We start from the raw sequence: 19,383 nt of genomic DNA, 5'->3' as shown, positions 1-19,383 counted from the left end.
ATCTACAAACTGAAGTTGCTGCTTTACGGATTCTTGACCCAATACGCCATTTCAAAATATCGACAAAAGTCTAATTAACTTTAGAAGCCCGATACATATACTGTAGATGCATCTGGATTAGCTACCAGCAGAACACCTTCATGCTTATCTTCGTTCTTCAAACTTTAGCCGAAATTCTAGCTGGAGGAACCTCACTTACCAGTACAGAGCAAATTGACTTTAGCCATCCTGGTAATCGTAGGGAAGAGGGAGCAGGCCCGACTCTCAATTTATATATTTTTGATATACGTGAGAGTAAGCAGGTACAACATTCTGGCAGGCAAGTAGAACGCAAGCTAACACGCGCTCTACAACCTGCCACTGTAAATTGGGCACCCGCTTGGTTTGATGTTTCGCTGCTATTAACAGCCTGGGATAGAACAGCTTTAGGTGAGCATCACTTTATTAGTGAGGCGTTGACTGTGCTGTTGCGCCATCGCACCTTGGAAGAGGAGTTTTTGGTTCCTGAATTACGGGGCTATGGTAATTTGAACATGACAGTTGCCCTAGAGCCGCCAATTGAGATTGGCTCTTTATGGAGCGCTCTGAGTGTGCCGTTGCGTTCAGCCTTATATTTGACAGTCACAATACCCTTCGAGCCACAACCGACTCCAGTGCCTTTGGTTTGGGAGCGAATTTTCAATTTGCGAAATCAATTGTCTCGCGATAGTGACAGTCTAGTATTAACCAGGCGAGTTGCGATCGCGGGTATTGTCAAAAGTGCGGTGACAAATCTGCCCTTGGTAGCGACAGAAGTGGCTGTGAGGGGAACTGACAAGTCCATATCAACTACTAAAGAAGGGCTGTTCTTCTTTGAAGACCTTCATTTAGGTAATTATGTTTTGACTCTGAATCATCCTGGCTATTTACCCCAAAACGTCAATGCATTGGTAGATAACCAAAGTAATACTTTCAAAGAAATATTTCTAACTCCTGAATAATTAGATTTTTACTGACTTGGAGAGACTTTCATGGCTAGACTTGATTACTTTGCTCCTGGTGTCTATATCGAAGAAATTGACCGGGGTAGCCGACCAATTGAAGGTGTTAGCACAGCAGTTGCCGGATTTGTAGGCTTTACAGAAGACGTTCGCGGTGGGGCTGAGTTATACAAGCCCATGCTAGTAACCACTTGGACGCAATTTTTAAACTACTTTGCGCGTCCCAACTCTGACGGCTTCACCGACTTCAACGCCTATTTACCCTTTTCAGTCTACGGCTACTTTATGAATGGTGGCGGTCGTTGCTGGGTAACAAGCATTGGGACTCAGTTACCAGGCGCACCCAAACCCGCGACTCCAGAACCAGCTAACTTACGAATCAACGCTCGAGGTAATCGTCCAGCCCTGCGTTTTACTTTGCGCCCTGAGCAAGCAGCAGGCGGATTAGTAAATATCGTTATTATAGATGGTTCACCGCGTGCCCTACCTGAAGGTACTGAAGGAGAAGCACCTCCAAATACGGGCGAGTATTTCACCATCCAAATTCGTCGGGGAGATGAACTTTTAGAGGAATATGAGAATTTGACAATGAACCGCGAGCCTAATGGTCAAACGGCAACTTATGCGCTGGCGGCATTGAGAAATTCGATGTATGTCACTGTAGAAGACATAACTCAAAGTGGACAGCCTTTAGCTCGTCGTCCGGTTAATGGTCAATATGAACTAGCGCCACCCATTGTTGCTGCCACACCCGATAGATTTTCGCAAAATTTAGAAGGGGTTCGAGACGATCGCACCGGGGTACGCGGTATCTTTGAAGTTGATGAAATCACAATGCTGGCTTGTCCTGATGTGATGCGGGCTTATCAAGAGCAAGTACTGAATTTAGATCAAGTTCACGGCATCATCGAACTGATGATTAGTATGTGCGAAGGTTCTGCCAGTGGCGATATTCCCAACCCGCCCAACCGGATGGTTGTACTTGATTCGCCACCGGAAGCCGTCAAACCGCAACAAGTAGTGGAATGGTTGAATAGGTTTAACCGTCGCTCGATGTTTGCGGCCCTTTATTATCCTTGGATCAAAGTACCGAATCCACGCGATCGCGGTAATCCAATTTTAGTACCTCCTTGTGGTCATGTGATGGGTGTTTGGGCCCGCACCGACGAAACCAGAGGAGTTTACAAAGCCCCTGCAAATGAAGTTCCCAGAGGCGTAATTGGTTTGGGTTATGACACCAACTTCCGCGAACAAGAATTATTAAACCCCTTGGGGATAAATTGTATTCGCAGCTTCCCCAATCGAGGTATCCGCATTTGGGGCGCACGCACTTTAGTTGAGCCAGATAAAACAGAGTGGCGTTACATCAGTGTGCGTAGATTAATTAGCTATATCGAAAAATCCCTAGAACTGGGGACTCAGTGGGTAGTTTTTGAACCGAACGACCAAGATTTATGGGCGCGTGTCACCCGCACCGTCAGTAACTTCTTAGAGCGTATCTGGCGTGAAGGTGCTTTATTTGGTGCATCTCCAGCCCAAGCATTTTATGTCAAGTGCGACGAAGAATTGAACCCACCAGAAACCAGAATTTTAGGACGTTTATATATTGAAGTTGGAGTTTGTCCCGTCAGACCAGCTGAATTTGTTGTTTTCCGCATCAGCCAATGGAATGGCATTGAAGATAGCGAATAGACCAAGAATTCTCCTCTTGTAGAGACGCGATAAATCGCGTCTCTCCCCATTGCCCATTTCAAAATTAATTACACACAAAGGAGTCTAAAAGTATGGCAGGCGAATTTTTAACCTCTTGTAAGTTTTACTTTGAAGCTGACGGAATTACTGATAAATTCATTAAAGAAATTAGCGGACTAGGCGTTGAAAATACACCAGCGCAAGAAGTTCACGGTTCATCTAAGGGCGCTAAACTAATGCGTCAAGCTACACCAACTGTTGTTAAATTTACCAACATTACAGTAAAAGTCATCGCCACTGATGATATAGACCTTTATAAATGGTATCAAGACTGTAACGAAGATATGGGAGACCCTCGGAAGTGGGCACAGAATCGTAAGACTGGTTCAGTGGTTGCTTACGACCAACAAGGCTCTGAAAAAGCACGCTGGAACATTGTCAATTGTTATCCCTGTAAATACACCGGGCCTACCTTAACAGCCTCTGGTGGTGATATGGCAAATGAGACTGTTGAATTGGTTCACGAAGGAATTAAACGAATCAAATAATTAGCATTTGCAGTAATTAACAGTGGTACAATCCGCAAGCCGAATTCCAGAAGTTCTGACAGCCCATCGGTTCTATTTAGAACTGACACTAGAAGGTCAAAACGATGCCAATTGTTTCTTTTTGGAGTGTCAAGGCTTTAAAAGAACACAAGAGGTTATTGAAATTACTGAAGTCACTTCTCAAACCTGGGGTACAAAAGGGCAATCAAAAGGTCAGGTGGTGAGAACCAAGCTTCCTAGCAATCCCAAGAGTGGTAATCTCATTCTGCGTAGAGGCACCACCAACTCTATGGATTTTTGGAAGTGGTTTGAGAAAGTCGAAAAGGGTAATTGGTCTGAGCAACGTAGACTTGTTGCTTTGTCTATTTATAATCAGGCAAATCAAGAAGTAGCTAGATTTGAGTTAGCCGGTGCTTGGCCTGCAAGTTACAAGATTGCCGATGTCAACGCCCGCAGCCATGACATCGAAATTGAGGAGGTGGAGGTTGCTTTTGAGGAATTTAAACGCGTGAAGTAATTAGGAGGAGTATGTTTCCTACAGAGTTTGAATTTACATTGCCAAAAGGGTATCTAGACTCTGAAGGCAACCTCCACCGCAAAGGTGTAATGCGGTTATCAACGGCGATAGACGAGATTGCACCCTTGCGTGACCCACGCGTTAAAGCTAATCCCGTTTATGCCACAATTATTATCTTGTCACGAGTGATTACCCACTTGGGTGCTTTATCAGAAGTGACCCCTGCAATCGTGGAAAACTTTTTTTCTCAAGATTTAAATTACCTCCAAGATTTTTACCGTCGAATCAATGGCTTGGAAGGCGAAACTTCCATACCGGAAGATACAGTAAATGCTCCCGAAGCAGTTCTTCATAATTGAATTGGGCATGGGACATGGGGCATGGGGCATGGGGCATTGGGAGTGGGGAGCAGGGAACAGGAGAGCAGAGAGCAAAGCCTCATTAATGGAGATAAAAGACTCATTAATGGAGCTAAAAGACTCATTAATGGAGCTAAAAGACTCATTAATAGAGCTAAAAGACTCATTAATGGAGCTAAAAGACTCATTAATGGAGCTAAAAGACTCATCCCCTATTCTCAATGCCCAATGCCCCATGCCCAATAATTAATGACCCTATTCTCAATACCCAATGCCCAATACTTCTCTACGAGAGGCTGCGCCAACGACTTCGCGGTAGTTGAGCGCAGTCGAAACTCAGTACAAGTGCCCAATGCCCAATGCCCAATGCCCAAATTAAATAACCTATGCGCCGTAAAAAGGATACTCTCTGCACAGAATTTGCCTTCACTCTTCCTAGAGGATTGAGTGATAGCGAACAACGAGTACATCGTCATGGGGTGATGCGTTTAGCCACCGCCAAAGATGAAATTTTGGTGCAACAAGAGCGCAAAGTTCAGGAAAATCCGGCTTACGGTGTCTTGGTAATGCTTGCAAGGGTTATCACTCGCTTGGGCAGTTTCAATTCTGTTAGCCCTGATTTACTTGAAGAACTACTCTTACATGACATTGCCTATCTCCGAGAATTTTACAATCGAATCAATCAACAAGGCAATGTACACATTCCGACACAATGTCCCCACTGCAATACTCAATTTTCAGTGGAGCTAGAACTAGCGGGGGAGTCGTAAGCTACCCCTCTGATACTTTATATGAGGAGGTAGCTTTTATTGCTTATCATTTCCACTGGTCACAAGATGATATTTTAAATTTAGAACACACTACCCGTCAGCGCTGGGTAGCAGAAATCAATAAAATTAACCAAAAATTAATATGAAAGTAAAAGTTAGCTACTCACCAAATCTAAGTGAAGTCAATGAAGTTGACCTGACCACAGAAACCCCAACGAGAGGAGAATGGCTAATAGGTCGTTCTCCTGATTCTGATTTACTCCTAGACAGCCCTGATATCAGTCGGGTACATGCTAAGTTTTTTGTTAAAAATGGAAATTACTACTTTTCTGACCTTGGCAGTAGAAATGGCTCAATATTTAATGGAAAACAAGTCGAAAAAGATCGACCATATTCTTTGAGTGATGGAGATGTTATTCGGATTGCAGATTATGTTTTGATTTTAGAAGCAGTTGCCCCCGCTTATGAGCAACCAGAGACAGTCTTTAGAATTATAGATCCTTCACTGTTTTCTCGGCCGCGATCGCCTGAAAATGTCAGCGCTGCCAATGTTGTTAATCCAGTCCCAGAGGTAGTTAGCGAAGTTCCACCGCCAATTAGTCAAGAAGTAGAAACACCTGAAATTAATGCTCCTTCCCCAGAAATCAGCGAAATTGAGAAAGTTGTTGCTACTCAATCTGATGATGTCATCCCAGTTGCTGAGATAATCACCCCTGAAAACATCATTCAGCCACCAGAAGCAGTTAGCGAAGTTCCACACGATGTTCGTAATGAAATTGTGGATTTGCGAACATTAGTTACACCAGAAGTCAGCGCCGATAGTGAGGAAGTCGAAGTTCCAGAAGTTAGCGAAGCCTCAGAAGTTTCTTTGACTGAACCTGATAACGCCATAGCTGCACCTGAAAACATCATTGAAACTCCTGAAGAGGAAAGTGTTCTTCCAGAAGCTAACCACGATGAGGCTGTAGATTTTGAAGCAGCATTGGCAACAGAATCTACTTTCGTACAACAGCGTAATATAAGTGCTATTCCAGAAACTACCTACAACGAAAATGCAGAGTTAGAGGCAGCATTAGAAGCAGAAGTTACCTTCGTACAGCCACGTGATATTTTCAACGAAGTTCCTGTACAAAGCGCCACTCCCGAAGCTACCTACAATGAAAATGCAGAGTTGCAGGCAGCACTAGCAGCAGAAGTTACCTCCGTCCAGCCGCGCGATATTTTCCACCCTGTATCTGAGGAGGAGAATAACATTCCCGAAGCGACTCACGATGAAGTAGTAGATTTGGATACGCCAGTCGTAGAAGAAGTCAGTGAAGTTGTTGAAAACGAAGAGATTCAGCCACAAGAAGCATTGAGCCAAGTTACACAGGATATAGATAAAGCGATAGATTGGGATACGTCAGTTACAGCAGCAGACAGCGCAGATGTTGACGAATTAGAACCTACTTCTGCGGTGGATGAAACAATAAGCGAAGTTTCTGAAGCATCAACTGCACCTGATGAAAACGTTGCGGAAGTTTTAAGCAATCAATATATTGATTTGAGCAATTCAAGTACTGAAGAAGCCAATGTACATGTTGATGATGTTGCTGCACAAGTAAGTGAAGTTTCTGACTCAGCTGATATTCTATCTTTGGAAACAAGAGAAAGTGGAGCGGCTGAGAGTATCAGTCAAACTATTGAAGAATTTCCTGAAGTAGAAGAAGATAATTTTGATGAAACTCCAGAAGAAACAAATGTTAGTGAGTCTCCTCAAGCAATCATTGAAAGGAATATAGTACTCATCGCTCATGAAAGCAAAAAATCAGAACTTGTTGAATTGGTTTCTGAACATCAGGAATTTTTCTCGCAGAGTTTTACAATTACCTGGCCATCTGTTAGTGAAGTTTTACACCAACAGGCAGGGATAACTATTAGTCAACAAACCCCCGCACCAACTTCTGGAGGATATCAAACAATTGCTTCATTGGTTGGAGCCGGAGAAATTGTAGCAGTTATTTTCCTGCGAGATTTGCTGCAACCTCAGCCTGGTCAAGCAAATGAAGAAGCATTGTTAAGATTATGCACTATTAATCAAGTTTTATTGGCTACTAATTTGTCAACAGCAGAGGCGATTGTGCATTATCTGAAACACATATAGCAATTCTCGATTAGTCACGAACAACAAACCAGATACTCGACTTATTAAATAAGTCGGGTATCTGATCCTATTGGTATTTGCAAGTAAAATATGATTACTATATTTTTTGAAAAGTTGCAAATTGCGTAGAATAATTTCAATATTAAAAACTAATCTAAAAATATACGTATATTTTAAAGTAAAACCTATTTCAAAAAATGGTTGTAAATTTTAAAAGTTTATTTAGACAGCCAGTTATTCTTTCAAGTGCGATCGCAACACTTCTGTTAATAGGAATTCAAAAACTGGGGGTTTTCGAGCCTCTAGAAATGAAAGTCTACGATCAAATGATGCAATTACGTGCCGACTCAGGCCCAGACACTCGTTTATTGATTGTCGCTTTAAGTGAAAAAGATATCCAAAAATGGAATTGGCCCCTGTCTAGCGAACTTCTAGACCGGCTGTTAGGCAAACTTGAAGAATATCAACCGCGAGTCATTGGTCTAGATATTTTTCGTGACTTACCAGTACCGCCTGGTCATGACAAACTACTGCAACGCCTACAACAGAGCGATATCATCATTCCTATTTGCAAACATTCTGGTTCTAACAATCCGGGAATAGCGCCCCCAAAAGGCGTTGAAGCAGAGCGAGTGGGATTTAATGATGTCGTAGAAGATACTGACGCTACAATTCGCCGCAATCTATTATTAGTAAGTGCAGAGGAATCCGATTCTTGTCAAAGTACCTATTCTTTTAGCTTACAACTAGCACTCAAATATTTAGAAGTCGGAGGCATTCAACCAGAATTTACCCCCAAAAAGGAACTACGACTACGTAATACTATATTTAAACCCCTGCAAAGTAGCGCTGGCGGCTATGAAAAAGCAGATACCAATGGCTACCAAATCCTGCTTAATTACCGTTCTGGTCATCAGGTTGCCCAGCAGGTAACTATTACAGAAGTACTTGCAAATCAAGTTAAACCAGATTTAGTTAAAGACCGCATCGTTTTGATTGGTTCAACAGCTAATAGTTTAAATGATATTTTTAATACGCCCTTTGCTAGTGGTAAGTCAGATGATTCTGGCAAAATGGCTGGAATTGAAATTCATGCCCACAGCGCTAGTCAAATTCTCAGTGCTGTTCTTAACAAACAGCCTCTATTTTGGTTTTTGCCTGAGTGGGGTAAAGTCTTTTGGATATGGGGATGGACTGTAGTTGGTGGGTTGCTAGTATGGCGGATTCAACATCCGCTAGGCTTAGTATTGGCAGCAGCAACAGCCCTGGCAGTATTATTTGGAGCCAATTTTGTCATTTTTACCCAAGCTGGATGGTTCCCAGTCATACCTCCGGCGTTGGGGCTAGTATTTACCGCCGGCAGCGTCCTTGCCTATAGTGCTTATCAAACTAAGCAAGAGCAAAAAGAAATTACCCAACGGGTTCAAGAACACCAACAATTAATTGTGGAATTGCAAGGTCTTTTACGGCAGCGTGGCAACGCCTCAAATGAAGCGCCAACGGTAATTGTTGATTCCATCGGGCAAGAAATTGCACTAGGCACGCTACTAAATAACCGCTACAAAATTACTCAGCCCTTGGGTTCTGGAGGATTTAGCAATACTTATTTAGCTGACGATATCCAGCGTCCTGGTAATCCGCAGTGTGTGGTTAAACAGTTGCGACCTCCTCGCCAAGATGCAGAATATTTAAATGTTGTCAGACGCCTATTCGACGCTGAAGCAGAAATTTTAGAAACTTTGGGTAAGCACCCACAAATTCCTCAACTCCTAGCTTTTTTTGAAGAAAATCGACAATTTTCATTAGTGCAAGAATTTGTTCGAGGACACGCTATGGATAAAGAGTTAACTGCTGGTAAGCAACTAAAACAAGCTGAAGTTGTGGAAATACTCAAAGAAGTTTTAAACGTGCTTGTTTTTGTTCATAGCTATGGCGTAATCCATCGAGATATCAAACCTAGCAACTTAATTAGGCGAGAATCAGATTGGCACATTGTTTTAATTGACTTTGGCGCTGTTAAGCAGATTCAACCTCAGCAGCAAGAAGCTCAAACAATTTCAATTGGCACTCCTAATTATGCACCTTCTGAACAAATGAGCGGGTTGCCAAAACTCAACAGCGATATTTATGCGTTGGGAATTATGGGAATACAAGGTTTAACTGGGGTAGAACCCAGAGAGTTTCGTAGAGACACAAATACTGGTGAAATAATTATCCAAAGTGTAGCTGATGCTAATCAACAGATTTGGCAACATTGGCGCGAATTAACTGACGCTACAGACGAGTTGGTTATGATTTTAAATAAAATGGTACATTTCGACTTCACTCAACGATATCAGTCAGCCGCAGAGGTGCTTAAAAATCTCGAAAGTCTTTAGTACTTTTTTCTCAACACTAAATTACTTAGAAAAAAGCCTGGTCACTCGCATGACCAAGCTCTTAACTATTTCAATCAATCATTGGAGGTAAAGTAGTGCGATGCGATCGCAAACCATTAGTTAACAGGTTATTCTAAATTAACCTTGACAACTTTGTTCTTTTCTTGCTCAGTTTTAGGCAATATTAGATTCAAGATACCATTTTTATAATCTGCCGTAACCTTAGTGTTTTGAACCCGAACTGATAGAGGAATTACGCGTTTAAATTTACCGTAATTAAACTCACTTCTAGTAACACCTTTTTCCTCTGTTTTTGTTTCAGACTTTCGCTCACCGCTAATGTGAACAGCGTTTTCTGTGACTTCCACATCCAGGTCTTTAGCTTCCAGCCCTGGCAGTTCTAGCTTCAGATGAATTGCATCTTCAGTTTCTTGGATTTCAGCAGCAGGAACATTGCTTAAGTCTCTGTCCAACAATACAGATGCTAATCCCGTGTCTTGAAATAAACTATTAATTATATCTTGTACAGTGTCAATTTGATTTGAAGTATTTAAACGAATTAGTGTCATAACTATTCCTCGCAGTAATTAGCTTTTATTTAATCAGTATTGCACTTCAATTCGTGCTTACATATTCATACTATGTAAAATTTAGCTTGATGTAAATTCGGTTATTAGCACTAATTTATTGATGATTACCGTCCTAAATTAGACATAAAAAATAGATTACGGTTTACTCTAATTTGTGTGTTCGGGAAACCGAATAGATAAGTTAGATTCAATCATCCTTAACTAATAAATCTGCTGTTGAAGGGGATAGTGCAGAAATACGATGCCTCAGTTGGGCTATGCCTACAACTGAGTAACAAGGCTGCAAAAATCAATACAGTTCAGTTAAGCAAAGCGCAACCCAACAAAGCCCAGGAAATGTTGGGTTTCGTTCCTCAACCAACCTACACAGTTTAAGACTTTTGGCGCTAACCCAAGCGTATTGCTGCATAAATTTTTAGATAACCTCAGTTAAATATATATCTGTTCAAGTTTTTCCTGAACTTAACTCTCAATTTATCAACCAACACAGCATCAATAATGAAACTCTTTCCCTTGCTAAATTTTGCGCAAATTCTTAATCCTAGTACAACACGGCGGAAATAAACCACCCCTTCGGGAAGCTACGCACAGCGTCTCGTAAGAGTTGGACGCAAAAGACGCAAAGATAAGAAAGAAGTCCTTAAGCCAAGCGTATTGGGGTCTTAGCAACTTTGAATGAACCGTAGGATGCGCTCGATTAAATCACCCGAATGGGTGAGGAGAAAATCAACCGTTCAGGTGAACTGGGTGCAGGAAGTTAAGACAGATAAAAAATAAGACTCTATTACTCAATAACATTAATTGCACTTTACTATAACTAAGGATAATCCTATGAAACTCTCTATCTTGATCGATTCTGTACTCATTGTTACTTCTATTGCTTTATTGCCTGGAATAGGTAGCACTCAAATAGCTACTAGCAATAGTGGCGAACCTATAACTGTCAATTCTAACAATTTCTCTACTCATTCTACTAATGTTAGCTACCTAAAGCCTTTTGATGCTGCATTTATAGCTTCTCAAGGTAATCTGAAAACACAGGGTATTCCTAGCGGTAGCGCTTTGGTATTGAGATACCAAACAGGAAATGTAACTGGACCAAATGTGATTAAGGCCGCTGTCAACGCTAAAAATTTACCACCACAAGCTTTGAATGATAAAGGTTATCTAAACGCTGTCGAGTCGCACCTGACATCAGACGACAGTACTAATAATTTATCTTACTAAGTACAGACTTGCGGAGATTCGTAATGGATTTATGAAATGCTGTACTATCATCTGATTGCTTTGACAAGAAAATGCGTAACCGAGCAGGAAAAGCTGCTGTCTCCCCCTAATTACCATCTCATTCGCAAAAATTACTTTGACCCCTCCAACACCTTGGAGGGGTTTTTAGTTGATGCTACGGTTGCTACTTGCTCTAGCGTCTCCCATGCACAGTAGCACTGAAATGCTTTCTGCTCCCACAACGGCGTGACTCATCACACTTTTAGAAAAAAGGGACGGGTCATAAATTATTTACTGTTCTATCAAATTAACGTTGTTAAGTTACTCAGCAGGTGTAGTTTTCACCTCCAGGCTGTGTTAGATATTGTAACGCGAAACAGGAGTATAGATACGTTGCTAAAGCTTTCTCCCGAATCTCCTTTATTTATTGTATTAATCATTATTAGTTTTCTAGTAGTAACTTTGTCAACTTGGTTATCATCTAAACCATTCGTTTTAAAACCATTTGGAGTTAATGATATTGTCCAGTTACTCACATTACAATTATTTATTTCTTTATTGCTAGAGCGTTCTTTAGAAGTTTTTATAACTACTTGGCGTGGCCCATTCGTTGAACAACTAGATATTAGTATTCAGCAAGAAAAGGCTCTAATTTCTGAGAAAATAAAATTTATGGAAGGACAACAGCAACAGTTTCCTTCTTTGGAATCTAATCAAATCAGTGGACTTCCACCAGAAGGAATGAGTTTAGAACAGCAAATCATCCAAAATTTTACACAGAATCAACAAGATTCATTAAAAATTTTCCAGCCACAAATGGATGATATAAATGAAAAAGAGCGCCAAAGAACAGCCTATAAATCTGATACACGGACAATTGCTCTATGGACATCCCTTTTATTCGGTCTTTTAATGAGTGCAATAGGTGTTCGCTCAATTGAACCACTTGTAGTTATTGATTTAGATAATCCCATACAAATAGTTATTTTCCGTTGTTTAGATGCACTGCTGACAGGAGGTTTAATTGCAGGAGGTAGCGAGGGAATTCATAAGCTCATAAAAGTTTTTATCGACTTTATGGAAGCTACATCTAAACAAATCAAAAATCAGGGGTCGTCTTGATTAAACTAGGAATACGGGATAATATTACCAAAATTATGGTAATGAAAGTAATATCTATTCTAAATATAAAGTACCATCTTCCCATAAATAATCTTTAATTTTTACAAAATTTTTATTTAAGTTTTTTAATAAATCTGTTTTAGATGAAACCTGAACTCCTTCCAGTTTTGGACAGGGGTGTTTTTTCCCGATAACCAATCTCGTAGTCAGCGGCTCGTTGCAATAAAGTTAAGATTTGCTCCTTAATATCTTTGACTAATTCAATAAACTCATAACGCGCCAGAGTGCCATCTCTAACTCGATGCCATAACTCAAATAATTTCTCCTGCTGTTTAATCAGCGCAATCCCTAATCCTGCAAAGACTCCAGAACGTTCTGAGATTTTGATAAATTCCCGTCGTAGATGCGCCCAACATAATTGCCGACGTTCCAGTTCTACCCAGTTGTATGCACCGTGACGGTCGGAATTTAAAATCCCCCCAAAGTTTTCACCCAACAAGTTTTCAGCCGCTTGGGTGCAACGAGTTAGGGCAATTTCAAAAAATGTGACTAGGGGGAGCCACTGCGTTGGGCGGCTTTGCCGACTTGAAGCATGTGGCGTTGTGACAGCAACCCATAGCCAAGCCTTTCTTTGTTGGGGATTACAACCGTCGAGATTAGCTTGATTAAAGCTCGTTTCATCTGCTCCTACAACCTTTGAGCAATGGATGTATTGTTTTGCTTCATCCACACAAGTCGTAACTGCATCGCTAGCTTCAAACCTGAGTTTGTTTACGGTTCCCAGTGATATTGCTATCCCAAACACTTCTTGCATTGCACTTTGTACCATCCTTTGACTATTGCGATACACTCCACTCAGCAATGCGACAAGTGCTACTACTCTTACTCCATAACCACTTGTGACTTCACACTACCAGATTCTGGTTGCAGTTTTTTACGATCGCCCTGCTACCCCCTGAACGCTTACCGCGCACTTGGCAAAAAACTAGTCTGATTACCTAAAATTTTTCCTTAGCAGCTAACATCTGTAAAATCTTTTCTACATGATCCAACTCTCCAACGATTCGCCGAATTGGGTGAGGCCAAACCTTGACAAGGGTAGGAGTTGCAGAAACCTGATTTAGTTCTGCTTGTTCTGGATGACTTAAAACATCAATCACCTTCAGAGTATAAGGATGTCCGAGCGATCGCTCTAACAATTCGTGTAAATTTTGCAGAATGCGTTCAGTAGAACTGCTATGTCCGGCAACAAACAACCGGAGAACATAGCCTTGGGTAATGGCTTCTTTTTTTTGTACAATTACTGGTTGGTGATATTTTGGCACAGGTTCAGAAAGGTCTAGACGGACAATTAAATCGTGATCTTCCCAAAGCTGCCCAAATGATGAACGATAGGTTGTTAACACCATGCGATCGCACAATCCTTCTTGCCAAGGAGCTGCTTGCCATACTAATTCCCCTGTGCCAAAAACAGCATTAAGCAAAGTTTGGTGTCTAATTACAGCCGGATAAGCTTCAGCAAAAGTTCGCACTTGTTGAGTGCGCGGATCTAACCAATTGTCAATAGTTGCAGTATAACAAGGCACTAAAAAGTGCGGTGGCTCTGGTAAATCTAGAATTTCTTGCAAAGCCGAGCACAAATGCAAATGCCATCGACCTTGCTTGCTAGGGTCGATGCAGTAAATTAAATCTCCTCCAGGCGTAAATAGCGCAATGCCTTTAAACAGCTGGGGTGTAGATAGTTTGTTTGTTGTCAAGTTATTCACAGAGGTTAGGTTAGGGAACTAAAAGTAAAAATTCTCTCTTTTACCTTTTACCTTAGCTATAACCTCAACCAGGATCGCAAAGATATTTGAGATTGGGGAGCAGGGGAGAAGAGTTTTCCCCTCTGCCCCGCACACCCTGCTCCTCTGCCTCTTCTCCATCCCCAATCCCAATCCTAAACTCGACCTCGGAGAAACTGTGCCATTTCGTTAGGAGTTGGTGACATTTCCAAAGCAGTTTCTTCAGTGATTCGTCCGTCTTGATAGAGATTGAGCAATGACTGATTCATCGTAATCATGCCGTCAAAGCCGGCTTGTTTCATCAGCTCGCCAATTTCATCATACTTACCGTCTTTGATCCATTCTTTAATCGCCTCAGTATTGATCAGCACATCGTGGAAAGCAGCCCGCTTACCGTCAGTTGTGCGACACAAGCCTTGAGCAATTACTGCGACTAAAGACTCAGAAATCGCTACCCGCATTGCATCCTGTTCTTCACCAGAATAGAGGTTAAGAATCCGCTCAATGGTTTTGACCGCGCTATTGGTGTGCAGGGTTCCCATGACTAAGTGACCAGTCTGAGCGGCTTTTAAGGCGGTGTTAACTGTTTCCTTGTCCCGCATTTCCCCTACCAGAATCAAATCTGGGTCTTCCCGCAAAGCTGCTTTCAAAGCGTTGTCAAATTTCCGGGTATGCATTCCCACTTCCCGCTGTTTGACTAAAGACTTGCGGCTTTGATGGACAAATTCTATCGGGTCTTCAATGGTGATGATATGTTTGGCCATTTCCTTATTGATGTAGTCAATCATCGCTGCCATTGTGGTGGACTTACCAGAACCAGTGGGTCCCGTCACCAAAATTAAACCTTTATGGTGATGACAAATATCCCGAAAAATCGGAGGTAATCTCAACTGTTCCATAGTTAAGATTTTTAGCGGAATCAACCGCAACACCATTGCAGGCCCTTTAAGGGAGCCAAAAACATTAATCCGCACGCGAGCAAATTCGTATTGAGTTGCTCCGTCAAATTCTAAGGATTCTTCAAAGCGCTGAATTTCTCCCTCACTCATTACCTCCCGCAACCAACTCATAAAAGTTTCTTTATCTGTTTCTGGATAATCTCCTGATTGAATTTCTCCTCGGCTGCGGAAGCGGGGTGATTCTCCTACACCCAAGTGCAAGTCAGAATATCCCTGATCGTAAGCTTCTCTGATTAACTTCTCTAAAGTGACTTCTGGACTGCTGTTTTGAGGGCGAACTGAATTAGGTATTGGCGGTGGACTACCTGGACGATGACCTGCAACAGGTGGATTAGTGCCCCTATCCATTGACATATCGAGTGTTTGTGTCATCTGCCGCTGCGTACTAAAGGTTGGCGTTGGCGGTGGTGGCGGTGGCAAATTACGTACGGCAGCAGAGTTAGAATTTAATGGAGATTGTGATTCTGTCATATATCTTCACATTTGGCAGTTAATAAAGTTGAATTAACGAGAAGTAAAGTCACTTGCTTTGATGACTTTTGGAGAATGCTTGTCTACAAGCCTTAGCGGTGATAGAAAGCGATTGAAACTCTAGAACCACGGTCAATCTATTTCATCCACCTCAATTGGTATCTTTTATTTCCTAAGATTTGACTACTCAGAATATTTAGATAGATTATTTAACCTATCTAAACTGGTTTAACACACGTAAGGAGTCAAAACGCCTCAGTAAATACACATTGGTTAAGAAGTATTTTTTAATGCTTTTATTTCAAGGTAAATATTCTCATAACTTAGATGAGAAATTTATCTCAGGCATGGGCACGAATTGCTAGCAATTAACAGTACAAATACTAGGCAGTTCATTTATTCAGCCCGTCTAGGAATTATGAGAAAGACTACTAGTTTTTATAAGAAATGTTAAGTTGAAGAGGAGTAATATCGTGGGGATCAAAGTTAAAAGCTCGTACCTTTTAGGTTATATACCTGAAGGTAGATGCAGTAAACAAGTTTTTTTAATAGATAGAAAGTTGAGTTTATATTCATAATTACGAAAAATTAACTGTAAACTTTAGTAAACAAATGCTCATTTTCTCAATTAGTTTTTATATACTGAATTTCACTGAAGAACAATTCAGTTTACTCGTGAAAAGCGAGAAATGACTGAAATTAAAATTTGTTGTGTATTTTGGGAGGAAAAGTCATGGTTTCTGCTCAAAGCTCTAATCAAGGAAAGACCTACTCCTTGTTGATGATTAAAAGCTTTTTAATATGGACTTTTACATTAGCAGTATGTTTGTTGGTTGTGGGTTTTCCACTAGTTGTCTTGATGGCTACGGTCGGATGTCTGTTGTCGATTATCTTGCAATCTGTGATGCCTGTTAGTGCGGTTTTGCTTGTAGCAGGCGCTCTAATAATGTTTAATGTCATGGCAGTTGTATTGGCTGCGGGTGTGCTAACTGTTAAGGGAGTTCATCCTAGTGAAGTTAAATGGTTAAGCTGGCTGCATGGAGAGGCAGACCAAATGCAGGCTACTGTTTACGCTGCTTGCCCTCTAACTTGTGAGATTAAATAGTTATTACAGGTTAATTAGACAAACAGTGCGTCTGCCCGGTTAAGCCGGGTTTTTTCATGGGTTTTATAATGTGAACTTTTAAATAGTCATTACAGGTTAATTAGACAAACAGTGCGTCTGCCCGGTTAAGCCGGGTTTTTTTATATCTTGTGTGATTTATCCATTAATATTTATGGTTTATGTAAGGATTGACCGCCGACTATTGACCATAGACCATTGACTATAGAGGATTGACTATAGATGGCAAATTACAGTTGACTAATGACTAATCAAAAACGCGTTTGCATTATCTTAGGTACTCGCCCGGAAGCGATTAAACTCGCTCCAGTTATTCAGGTTTTCCAGAAGTCTTCAAAATTTCAGTTGCAAGTAATTCTAACTGGACAGCATCGGGAGATGGTTGAGCAAGTTATGCAACTGTTTAATATCAAGGCTGATTATAACTTGGAAATTATGCAGGTTCAGCAATCTCTAAATGACATTACTTGCCGTAGTTTACAAGGATTAGAGGCATTATTCAAGGCGGAAAAGCCAGATTTCGTAATTGTGCAGGGAGATACTACCACTGCTTTTGCCGCAGCTTTGGCAGCTTTTTATCAAAAAATTCCTATTGGTCATGTAGAAGCAGGGTTAAGAACTGATGATATCTTCAATCCTTACCCAGAAGAGGCTAATAGGCGGTTGATTTCTCAAATTACTCAGTTGCACTTTGCGCCGACTCCTTGGGCTGTGGAAAATTTGCATCGTTCTGGTGTTTTGGGTGAAATTCACATGACGGGTAACACTGTAATTGATGCATTGTTAAATGTCGCTGCAACCCAAGTAGTTTGCGATGTCCCAGGCTTAGACTGGGAATCATATCGGGTTTTGTTAGCAACAGTTCATCGTCGGGAGAATTGGGGAGAACCTCTGTTAGCGATCGCTCAGGGCTTTTTACAAATCTTAGACAAGTTTCCTGATACAGCTTTGCTCTTACCATTGCATCGCAATCCGACAGTGCGAGTCCCGTTGCAGGAACTTTTAGGGAATCATCCCCGAATTTTCTTGACAGATCCTCTAGATTATGGCGAATTGGTTGCAGCAATTGGACGATCGCATCTTTTGCTCACTGACTCTGGTGGCTTGCAAGAAGAAGCCCCTAGCTTGGGAAAACCAGTACTAGTTTTGAGAGATACCACCGAAAGACCAGAGGCTGTTGTAGCTGGTACAGCCAAACTTGTCGGCACTACGACTGAGAACATTTTTGCAGCCGCTGCTGAGTTACTCAGTGACTCAGATGCTTATGAAGCGATGGCAAACGCAATCAATCCCTTTGGGGATGGTCATGCAGCAGAGCGCATTTTGCAGATTGTCCAAAATTACATTTATGGGTAAAAAAGTTCGTAGTAAGGACTTTAGTCCTTATTTCTCAAGCACTAAAGTGCTTACTACAAACCCTCAAAACTAGTTTGACAATATTTACCAAACCACGAGATTTTTTAAGGGTGGCTTCTGGCTAAATACCCAGAGCTGCTCGAGTTTCGGGGCCTACAACACCATCTACCAGTAGACCTTTACTTTCCTGAAAGCTTCGGACTCGGCTAACAGTTTCTTGACCGTAAATTCCATCAACCCTGAGATTACCTAAAGCTGTTTGCAGGTCTCTGACGAGCTGACCTTTAGAACCGGGGGTAAGAATCACTGAACCACCAACACCACCGGGTCTAGTTACAGGACGATTATTAGGTCTATCACCAATCCATCGCGCAAAAACGTATCTACCTGTAGAAAGTCTGGCAAAACCGTTTTCATATCGTTCAATGGCTGGAAGTGTTGCGCCATTTGGTACACAGTCCACATACGAGTAGTTGCTGCTTGGGCCAGAACGGACACGTAAACAACTGCCGTTAGTCTTTACATACGCAGCCGAACTCACTTGAATTTGGGTTACAGCAGCAAATAATACACCGACACCAGCTAAAGCTAACCAAGCCGAAGATTTAAGCAGTTTTTTCCAATTGAATTGAGGTTGAGGAAGATGATACTTAATGTTTCCAGATGCTTCTTCTTGAGCAATAAACATCTGGGAATAAGCAAGATATTCCATAATGCACTCCTTGATATAAAAAAATGAGTACTCGCAGAGAATTACTTGATCGTTCTCTGTATTTATTCTTAGTATATTTTATATCACTGTGTTTTAAAAATTTTTTATTGATAGCGAAATTAAGAAAAAATAAAATTAGTCAAAACATTCGTCAAAAATGCGATGTCTAAGACAGGTTAGCTCGTCGTAGACATCGCATTTTGAAAATAAATAAAATTTAGTTAAAGTATTGTTGCTTAGTGGCTTGTCTTTTATTGCATCTAAATATGTCAAACGTATTGTTCGGTTCTAGTTAAAGTAGCAACCATAGAAGTTAACTCTTCTAAGTCTATCGGCTTGCGTTGGTGTACATCATAACCTACTGATAATGCACGTTTACGATCGTCCTCGAAAATAGATGCCGTCAGAGCGATCGCTGGAATCTTTCTACCCCGCTTTGCTTCCAAATTTCTGACTTTCAAGAGCAGTGAGTAGCCATCTTCATCGGGTAAGCAAATGTCACTAATTAGGATGTCTGGTTTAAAAGATGACATTATTTTTAGAGCCTCGTCTGCTGAAGCCGCTGCAATCACCTCTGCTCCCTCTAATTCAAAGAGGAAGTGCGATTCGTTGATTAGTGAATCACGGTAATCAGTCCGGAAATAACTAATCC

The 19,383-nt window shown here is 41.3% G+C and carries 19 protein-coding genes and 1 pseudogene; 14 read left to right on the top strand and 6 right to left on the bottom strand.

The genetic code is table 11. From position 1 onward, the window contains the following. Positions 1 to 140 precede the first annotated feature (140 nt). From HWQ43_RS27600 to HWQ43_RS27560, 10 genes are all read left to right on the top strand, one after another. Positions 141 to 980 (top strand): Pvc16 family protein, encoded by an 840-nt coding sequence (locus HWQ43_RS27600; RefSeq protein ID WP_099100382.1) that lies wholly within the window; start codon positions 141 to 143, stop codon positions 978 to 980. A 30-nt stretch (positions 981 to 1,010) separates the two neighbouring features. Further along, positions 1,011 to 2,672: a phage tail sheath C-terminal domain-containing protein gene (locus HWQ43_RS27595; protein ID WP_292739593.1), complete on the top strand. Its 1,662-nt coding sequence runs from the start codon at positions 1,011 to 1,013 to the stop codon at positions 2,670 to 2,672. Between the two features lie 92 nt (positions 2,673 to 2,764). Further along, positions 2,765 to 3,220 (top strand): phage tail protein, encoded by a 456-nt coding sequence (locus HWQ43_RS27590; RefSeq protein WP_094331970.1) that lies wholly within the window; start codon positions 2,765 to 2,767, stop codon positions 3,218 to 3,220. 22 nt (positions 3,221 to 3,242) lie between these two features. Next, on the top strand, positions 3,243 to 3,737 hold the full coding sequence (locus tag HWQ43_RS27585; RefSeq protein ID WP_292739591.1) for a phage tail protein: 495 nt from the start codon (positions 3,243 to 3,245) through the stop codon (positions 3,735 to 3,737). Between the two features lie 11 nt (positions 3,738 to 3,748). Continuing rightward, positions 3,749 to 4,096, top strand: a complete 348-nt coding sequence (locus HWQ43_RS27580) for a hypothetical protein (protein WP_292739589.1) — start codon at positions 3,749 to 3,751, stop codon at positions 4,094 to 4,096. Beyond that, positions 4,068 to 4,346 (top strand): hypothetical protein, encoded by a 279-nt coding sequence (locus tag HWQ43_RS27575; RefSeq protein ID WP_292739587.1) that lies wholly within the window; start codon positions 4,068 to 4,070, stop codon positions 4,344 to 4,346. Before HWQ43_RS27580 ends, HWQ43_RS27575 begins: the two co-directional genes overlap by 29 nt. A gap of 136 nt (positions 4,347 to 4,482) precedes the next feature. Continuing rightward, on the top strand, positions 4,483 to 4,866 hold the full coding sequence (locus tag HWQ43_RS27570) for a phage tail assembly protein (RefSeq protein WP_292739585.1): 384 nt from the start codon (positions 4,483 to 4,485) through the stop codon (positions 4,864 to 4,866). Beyond that, on the top strand, positions 4,809 to 5,012 hold the full coding sequence (locus HWQ43_RS33920) for a DUF6760 family protein (RefSeq protein ID WP_313931140.1): 204 nt from the start codon (positions 4,809 to 4,811) through the stop codon (positions 5,010 to 5,012). The genes HWQ43_RS27570 and HWQ43_RS33920 overlap by 58 nt, the downstream gene beginning before the upstream one ends. Further along, a complete protein-coding gene (locus HWQ43_RS27565; RefSeq protein WP_292739584.1) occupies positions 5,009 to 7,009 on the top strand; it encodes an FHA domain-containing protein in 2,001 nt (666 codons plus the stop codon). Before HWQ43_RS33920 ends, HWQ43_RS27565 begins: the two co-directional genes overlap by 4 nt. Positions 7,010 to 7,206: 197 nt before the next feature. After that, entirely contained in the window at positions 7,207 to 9,387 is a 2,181-nt protein-coding gene (locus tag HWQ43_RS27560; protein WP_292739583.1) for a CHASE2 domain-containing serine/threonine-protein kinase, read from the top strand. Between the two features lie 128 nt (positions 9,388 to 9,515). Here the strand turns inward: HWQ43_RS27560 and HWQ43_RS27555 are convergent, their stop codons facing one another. Next, positions 9,516 to 9,956, bottom strand: a complete 441-nt coding sequence (locus HWQ43_RS27555) for an Hsp20/alpha crystallin family protein (RefSeq protein WP_292739582.1) — start codon at positions 9,954 to 9,956, stop codon at positions 9,516 to 9,518. Between the two features lie 852 nt (positions 9,957 to 10,808). On the opposite strand from HWQ43_RS27555, the gene HWQ43_RS27550 reads away from it, so the two are divergent. Further along, a complete protein-coding gene (locus HWQ43_RS27550) occupies positions 10,809 to 11,204 on the top strand; it encodes a hypothetical protein (RefSeq protein ID WP_292739580.1) in 396 nt (131 codons plus the stop codon). Between the two features lie 393 nt (positions 11,205 to 11,597). After that, the gene (locus HWQ43_RS27545; protein ID WP_292739578.1) at positions 11,598 to 12,326 is read left to right on the top strand and encodes a hypothetical protein; all 729 of its coding nucleotides are present in this window, start codon (positions 11,598 to 11,600) and stop codon (positions 12,324 to 12,326) included. Between the two features lie 139 nt (positions 12,327 to 12,465). Here the strand turns inward: HWQ43_RS27545 and HWQ43_RS27540 are convergent. From HWQ43_RS27540 to HWQ43_RS27530, 3 genes and pseudogenes are all read right to left on the bottom strand, one after another. Then, positions 12,466 to 13,206 (bottom strand): annotated as a pseudogene (locus HWQ43_RS27540) (transposase); the annotation flags it as partial. Between the two features lie 118 nt (positions 13,207 to 13,324). Further along, the gene (locus tag HWQ43_RS27535; RefSeq protein WP_292739576.1) at positions 13,325 to 14,092 is read right to left on the bottom strand and encodes a circadian clock KaiB family protein; all 768 of its coding nucleotides are present in this window, start codon (positions 14,090 to 14,092) and stop codon (positions 13,325 to 13,327) included. Positions 14,093 to 14,265: 173 nt separating this feature from the next. Continuing rightward, on the bottom strand, positions 14,266 to 15,540 hold the full coding sequence (locus tag HWQ43_RS27530; protein ID WP_292739574.1) for a type IV pilus twitching motility protein PilT: 1,275 nt from the start codon (positions 15,538 to 15,540) through the stop codon (positions 14,266 to 14,268). Between the two features lie 733 nt (positions 15,541 to 16,273). Here HWQ43_RS27530 and HWQ43_RS27525 point away from each other — a divergent pair. Both HWQ43_RS27525 and wecB read left to right on the top strand, forming a co-directional pair. Continuing rightward, positions 16,274 to 16,645, top strand: coding sequence for a hypothetical protein (locus HWQ43_RS27525; protein ID WP_094349008.1), 372 nt, complete (start codon positions 16,274 to 16,276; stop codon positions 16,643 to 16,645). 261 nt (positions 16,646 to 16,906) lie between these two features. After that, positions 16,907 to 18,019, top strand: coding sequence for a non-hydrolyzing UDP-N-acetylglucosamine 2-epimerase (gene wecB / locus HWQ43_RS27520; protein WP_292739571.1), 1,113 nt, complete (start codon positions 16,907 to 16,909; stop codon positions 18,017 to 18,019). Between the two features lie 121 nt (positions 18,020 to 18,140). On the opposite strand, the gene HWQ43_RS27515 is transcribed toward wecB, so the two are convergent. Continuing rightward, positions 18,141 to 18,731, bottom strand: a complete 591-nt coding sequence (locus tag HWQ43_RS27515) for a peptidoglycan-binding protein (RefSeq protein ID WP_292739569.1) — start codon at positions 18,729 to 18,731, stop codon at positions 18,141 to 18,143. 269 nt (positions 18,732 to 19,000) lie between these two features. Then, the gene (locus HWQ43_RS27510; RefSeq protein WP_292739567.1) at positions 19,001 to 19,381 is read right to left on the bottom strand and encodes a response regulator; all 381 of its coding nucleotides are present in this window, start codon (positions 19,379 to 19,381) and stop codon (positions 19,001 to 19,003) included. Positions 19,382 to 19,383 lie beyond the last annotated feature (2 nt).

This window comes from Nostoc sp. JL31, from assembly GCF_017114965.1.
Taxonomy (GTDB): domain Bacteria; phylum Cyanobacteriota; class Cyanobacteriia; order Cyanobacteriales; family Nostocaceae; genus Nostoc; species Nostoc punctiforme_A.
The sequence above is the reverse complement of the archived record's forward strand: the minus strand, read 5'-3'. Positions and strand labels throughout refer to the sequence as shown.

Bases quoted from the DNA above. Each gene is read 5' to 3' on its own strand.
- HWQ43_RS27530 (WP_292739574.1), bottom strand. From the start codon at position 15,540: ATGACAGAATCACAATCTCCATTAAATTCTAACTCTGCTGCCGTACGT.
- HWQ43_RS27565 (WP_292739584.1), top strand. From the start codon at position 5,009: ATGAAAGTAAAAGTTAGCTACTCACCAAATCTAAGTGAAGTCAATGAA.
- HWQ43_RS33920 (WP_313931140.1), top strand. From the start codon at position 4,809: ATGTCCCCACTGCAATACTCAATTTTCAGTGGAGCTAGAACTAGCGGG.
- HWQ43_RS27525 (WP_094349008.1), top strand. From the start codon at position 16,274: ATGGTTTCTGCTCAAAGCTCTAATCAAGGAAAGACCTACTCCTTGTTG.
- HWQ43_RS27555 (WP_292739582.1), bottom strand. From the start codon at position 9,956: ATGACACTAATTCGTTTAAATACTTCAAATCAAATTGACACTGTACAA.
- HWQ43_RS27570 (WP_292739585.1), top strand. From the start codon at position 4,483: ATGCGCCGTAAAAAGGATACTCTCTGCACAGAATTTGCCTTCACTCTT.
- wecB (WP_292739571.1), top strand. From the start codon at position 16,907: ATGACTAATCAAAAACGCGTTTGCATTATCTTAGGTACTCGCCCGGAA.
- HWQ43_RS27550 (WP_292739580.1), top strand. From the start codon at position 10,809: ATGAAACTCTCTATCTTGATCGATTCTGTACTCATTGTTACTTCTATT.
- HWQ43_RS27580 (WP_292739589.1), top strand. From the start codon at position 3,749: ATGTTTCCTACAGAGTTTGAATTTACATTGCCAAAAGGGTATCTAGAC.
- HWQ43_RS27590 (WP_094331970.1), top strand. From the start codon at position 2,765: ATGGCAGGCGAATTTTTAACCTCTTGTAAGTTTTACTTTGAAGCTGAC.
- HWQ43_RS27515 (WP_292739569.1), bottom strand. From the start codon at position 18,731: ATGGAATATCTTGCTTATTCCCAGATGTTTATTGCTCAAGAAGAAGCA.
- HWQ43_RS27560 (WP_292739583.1), top strand. From the start codon at position 7,207: ATGGTTGTAAATTTTAAAAGTTTATTTAGACAGCCAGTTATTCTTTCA.
- HWQ43_RS27575 (WP_292739587.1), top strand. From the start codon at position 4,068: ATGCTCCCGAAGCAGTTCTTCATAATTGAATTGGGCATGGGACATGGG.
- HWQ43_RS27595 (WP_292739593.1), top strand. From the start codon at position 1,011: ATGGCTAGACTTGATTACTTTGCTCCTGGTGTCTATATCGAAGAAATT.
- HWQ43_RS27600 (WP_099100382.1), top strand. From the start codon at position 141: ATGCTTATCTTCGTTCTTCAAACTTTAGCCGAAATTCTAGCTGGAGGA.